The 5051-nt window shown below is 71.5% G+C and carries 3 protein-coding genes; 1 reads left to right on the plus strand and 2 read right to left on the minus strand.

The genetic code is table 11. From position 1 onward, the window contains the following. Positions 1-371: 371 nt before the first annotated feature. Positions 372-1376 (minus strand): HEAT repeat domain-containing protein, encoded by a 1005-nt coding sequence (locus ACFCZF_RS40675; protein ID WP_376675959.1) that lies wholly within the window; start codon positions 1374-1376, stop codon positions 372-374. Between the two features lie 6 nt (positions 1377-1382). Continuing rightward, positions 1383-2042, minus strand: coding sequence for a HEAT repeat domain-containing protein (locus tag ACFCZF_RS40680; RefSeq protein ID WP_376675961.1), 660 nt, complete (start codon positions 2040-2042; stop codon positions 1383-1385). A gap of 223 nt (positions 2043-2265) precedes the next feature. Between ACFCZF_RS40680 and ACFCZF_RS40685 the strand changes: the two genes are divergently transcribed. Next, entirely contained in the window at positions 2266-4668 is a 2403-nt protein-coding gene (locus tag ACFCZF_RS40685; RefSeq protein WP_376675960.1) for a beta-N-acetylglucosaminidase domain-containing protein, read from the plus strand. The last annotated feature ends 383 nt before the right edge of the window (positions 4669-5051 follow it).

Here is a 5051-nt window from a genome sequence, read left to right on the forward strand (position 1 = left end):
GGCGGCGCGGGGGCGCGGGCGGCGCGGGTGGGGCGGGGGCGCGGGCGGCGCGGGTGGGGCGGGGGCGCGGGCGGTGCGGGTGGGGCACACGGTGCCGGCGGACCCCGCGGCGCAGCGGCGCCACTGAGGCACACGGTACCGGCGGTGCGGCGGCGCCAGTGGGGCACACAGTGCCGGCGGACCCGGCGGCGCGGCCACGAGGTCGACGTGTCGGCCATCCGCTGCGGGTGGCCAACCACCGCTTCGGGCCCAGGGCTTGGTTACCCCGCGCCCGCGTCCCACGGCGGCCCCCCGCGGTCCGGCCCGAGGACGGTGAGCGGCGACGACTCGACTCGCACAGCGCCTCGCACAGCGCCCCCGGGAGACATCCGCTACCGCGCTTCGCGCAGCTTGAGCACGTACGTCGCGGTGAGCGCCACGGCACGGTCCTCGTCGTGTGACAGCTCCGCGAGGGCATGTGACGCCGTCGTTCCCGGGATGTCCGCGAGCGCCTGTGTCAGCCGTCGACGTGCGGACGGCCCGACGGTGCCCGGGGTGAGGCGGTCGACCAGCCCGGTGGCGATCCGGTCCGCCAACGCCGGATCGAGCGCCAGCGCGCCCAGGGCGGCGGCCGCGTCGACGTCGTTCGCCTCCTCGACGACCATGTCGACGAGCGTCGGGACCGCGTCGGGCACCGCGCGTGCCCCGAGCGCCACGGCCGCGTACCTGCGGACCACGACGTCGGGGTCGGCGAGTGCCTCCTTGAGCAGCCCGGTCGCCGCACCGTCCGGGATCTCGGCGATGGACTGGACGGCACGTCTGCGCACCTCGGCGTCCGGTGAGCCGAGTCCCTCCGCCAGCAGCGCGAGTCCCGCGTCGCCCGAGCGCGCCAGAGCCCATCGAAGGGCTCCGGCGACGTTCGGGTCCGTCTCGCTCAGCGCTGCCTCGACCAGTGCTTCCACCGGCACCGGAGCCTCCTCGACCGAGGACAGGGCCGCGCGCTGGCGCGTCGCGGCGCTCTTCGACCCCAGAGCCTGGAGGAGAGCCACGGTCTGGAGGACGTCCTCCCAGCCGGCGGGCTCCGCGGCACCGATCCGGCCCAGTCGCGTGAGCAGCTCCGTCTCGGCCGCGATGCGTTCCCGCGTCTGCCGGACGAGGTCGCCGACCAGCTCCGAGGGCGTGAAGCCGGGATCGTCCAGCGCGCGCCCGACCTCACGCAGTGACAGCCCCAGTGACCGCAGGCTCTCGACGTGGAAGATCCGCCGGATGTCCTCGTCGGAGTAGTCGCGGTAGCCGCCGTCGGTACGACCCGTCGGCCGCACCAGGCCGAGCGAGTCGTAATGCCTGAGCATGCGGGCGCTGACCCCGGACCGCCGCGCCACATCACTGATCAACACTGCTTGTCACCCCTGACTGGTGCTGCCCAGGACCACGATGCGCTTCGCCTCCTCGATCGCGAACTCGAATCCGGCATCCGGGTTGCGCAACAGCCGTTCCGTGGCGATCGCGTGCTGACGCACCAGGGCGTCGGGGTCCGTCATCGCGGCACGCAGGGCCGGCATGATCACTTCGCCGAGCGCGATCAGCGCCCTGCTGAGGCTCAGCCGCGTCTCACGTTCGCCGCGCCCCAGCTGTGTGGCCAACGCCGTGGCCAGCCGGAGTTCTGCCCCTTCGGGCACGAGCACGACCGCTGCCCGCCAGGCGCTCCGCGCCACCTCGTCGTCGGGGTCGGACAGAAGCGCCCGTGTGATCGCCGGCCACGCCTGCCGGTCCCCGATCTTGGACAGCGTGTGCAGGGCCTGGCTCCGTGCCTGCGCACGCTCCGAGCGGACTTCACGGAGAAGCGCCGGGACCGTCACAGAGGACGGGTGCCGCGTGAGTGCCCAGGTGAGCATGTCGCGCACGTGAAACTCGGGCTCGACCGCGCACCGTTCGACGAGCATGTCGACGAACCGCGGGTCGGGGCTCGCTCCGACTCCCAGCGCCGCCCGCAGCCGCACCGACGGGCTGACGTCCTCCAGCCTCCGAAGTGCCTGATCGGTATAGCTGTCCTGTTTCGACATGTCTTCGGGACCACCTCCTGGCCACAGTGAAGACCTTGTCACCGTGTCAAGGTCAAACGGTTCCCGCGCGATCCCGTCCACGCCTCGGCGATCAGCGTTGGCCAGAGTAAAGGGAAGTGAGAAAGAGGTCTAGACCCCATACGTCTTACCTCCCACGGCACCCTTCCCTCATCATCGTGTGGGACAAGGCCATTTGATGGTCCAGACCAAGCCTGGAGATCTCATGGGAAGACGCGTGAACGCCATCGCGACGGTCAGCATGTGCTTCGCACTCGCAAGCACCATGGCATTCGGTTGTCCGCCGGCCGCCGCCGCGGACGCCGATCCGCACGCCGCAGCCGCGGTTCCGCCCCTCTCGCCGACCCCGCAGTCCCTCACCCGCGCAGGTGACGACGTCGTCGTGACGGGCAGGGTGCTCGTGGTGGCGGACGAGGACACCGACGCCGCCGCCCGCGCCCGCCTCGTCCGGGAGTTGACGGCGCACGGCGCCCGCCGGGTGGATGTCGTCGCCCCCGGAGACGTCCCCAGGGCCGCCGCCGGACTGCTCACCGTACGGCTCGGCCCGGCCGCCCGCCCCGACATCGCGGCGGCGCTCGGCGACACGGCGGTGCCGGACCACGCGGAGGGCTACGCCCTGCGCGTCGCGCGGTCCGGGCAGGGCTCGCGGATCACCCTCGGCGGCAAGGACGGGACCGGCCAGTTCTACGCCGTGCAGACCCTGCGCCAGTTGTTCGTCCGTGCGGGCGGCAAGGCCTGGAAGGTGCCCGGCGTGCGGGTCAGCGACTACCCGTCGATGCCGCTGCGAGGCACCATCGAGGGCTTCTACGGACAGCCGTGGACGCACGCCGAACGCCTCGACCAGATGGACTTCTACGGAGACGTCAAGGCCAACACGTACGTCTACGCCCCCAAGGACGACCCCTACCACCGGGGCAAGTGGCGCGAGCCCTACCCGGCGGACAAGCTGGCGGAACTGGGCGAACTGGTGGACCGTGCCACGGCGAACCATGTGCGCTTCACCTTCGCCGTCTCCCCCGGGGAGTCGATCTGCTACTCCGACCCCGCCGACCGCAAGGCGCTCAAGGCCAAGCTCCAGGCCCTGTACGACCTGGGAACCCGCGCCTTCTCCATCCCGCTCGACGACATCGACTACACCAGCTGGAACTGCGAGGCGGACCGCGCGGCGTACGGCGCCCCCAGCGCCGGAGCCGCCGGAAAGGCGCAGGTCGACCTGCTCAACGACGTACAGCGCGACTTCATCGCCGGCCACGAGGGCGCGTGGCCGTTGCAGATGGTGCCCACCGAGTACTACAACCACACCGACTCGGCCTACAAGCAGGCCCTGCGGACCACCCTGGACCCGGCGGTCGAAGTGATGTGGACCGGTGTCGGCGTCGTGCCGACCCAGATCACCAATGAGGACGCCGAACAGGCGGCGAAAGTCTTCGGCCGCAAGGTCTTCGTGTGGGACAACTACCCGGTCAACGACTTCGGCAACACCAGCGGCCGACTGCTGCTCGCGCCGTACGACAAGCGCGAGGCGGGCCTGTCCGAGCACCTGTCCGGCATCGTGGCCAACCCGATGAACCAGCCGTACGCCAGCAAGGTCGCCGTCTTCGGCGCCGCGGACTTCAGCTGGAACGACCGCGCCTACGACGCGAGGAAGAACTGGCGGAACGCCATGGCCTACCTCGCGGGTGGCGACCGCGAGGCCACCGACGCCCTGCTCGTCTTCGGCGACCTGGAACACATGGCCCCGACCTTCGGCACCACGCCCTGGCAGCCACAGGCTCCCGAACTCGCCCGGCGCACCGCCGAGTTCTGGCAGAGGTGGGACGCGGGTGACCGCACCGGGGCCGTCAAGGCCCTGCGCGCGTACGCGACCGCCGTCGAACAGGCACCGGCCACGATCCGCGGCGGGTCCGTGGACGAGGGGTTCACCGTCGACGCGGCGCCCTGGCTGGACGCCACCGAGCTGTGGGGCAAGGCGATGGTGACGATGCTCGGCGCGCTCGACGCGCGGCAGGCCGGCGACAAGGAGGCCTCGGACCGGCTGCTGGCCGAATCGAACGAGCTGCAGCGGCGCGCTCGCGCCGTGCGCGTCGATCCGCCGCGCAACTCCTGGGGGAAGGTGCAGCCCAAGGTCGGTGACGGGGTGCTCGACACCTTCCTCGTCCAGGCCGACGTCCGGCTGCGGCTGTGGGACTCCGCGGGAGGCGGGGAGAACCTGGCCCTGAAGGGCACGGCGTCCGCGTCCAGCGTGGAGCAGGACCTCGACCGGCTGGCCCCCAGGTATGTCAACGACGGTCTGATCGGCACCCGTTGGGCCTCCGGTTACTCGGACGACGAGTGGGTGCAGATCGAGCTCGCCGCACCGACGAAGGTCGCGGCGGTGACCCTCGCCTGGGAGAACGCCTGCGCGACGGAGTACGCCGTCCAGACCTCCGAGGACGGCGTGGCCTGGAAGACCGTGTCCACTCAGCGCCCGGACGACTGCGGCAACGACGTCGTACGACTCGCCTCCGACGACGCCGTACGGTACGTCCGTGTGCAGGGTGTCGAGCGGAAGACGACCTGGGGCTACTCGATCCACGAGATGGGCGTCTACGGGACGCCCGCCTTCTGACGGGCGGCGCCCCGCGGGACGAGTGCTGCCCGGCGACACGGCCGGGCAGCATCACGCGGTGAATCGGCTACTGGCGCATCGCCGCCCCGAACAATCACGGTCAGGTCGTCGACGAGGCGCTGCCCGAGCTCACTTCCGCATTCCGCCGGCCGGTAATCCGACCCTGGACCGAGTGTGGAGGGACCCAATCCGTTCCGGCGACCGGGACCTCTACGAGCTGGAGCAAGGCATGTGCGACCAGGCGCGGTGAGCGCCGCGTCCTGAGACCGCGGGCCCAGGGCGAAACCCATCCGTCCGGGGCCGCATGTGTTCCGGGGGGGCATCCCTCTCCTTCCACCCCCCCACGACTTACCCCACCCACCCCCCCCCAACCCCAAAAAAAA

This window comes from Streptomyces sp. NPDC056296, assembly GCF_042268605.1.
Taxonomy (GTDB): Bacteria; Actinomycetota; Actinomycetes; order Streptomycetales; family Streptomycetaceae; genus Streptomyces.

Bases quoted from the DNA above. Each gene is read 5' to 3' on its own strand.
- ACFCZF_RS40680 (WP_376675961.1), bottom strand. From the start codon at position 2,042: ATGTCGAAACAGGACAGCTATACCGATCAGGCACTTCGGAGGCTGGAG.
- ACFCZF_RS40685 (WP_376675960.1), top strand. From the start codon at position 2,266: ATGGGAAGACGCGTGAACGCCATCGCGACGGTCAGCATGTGCTTCGCA.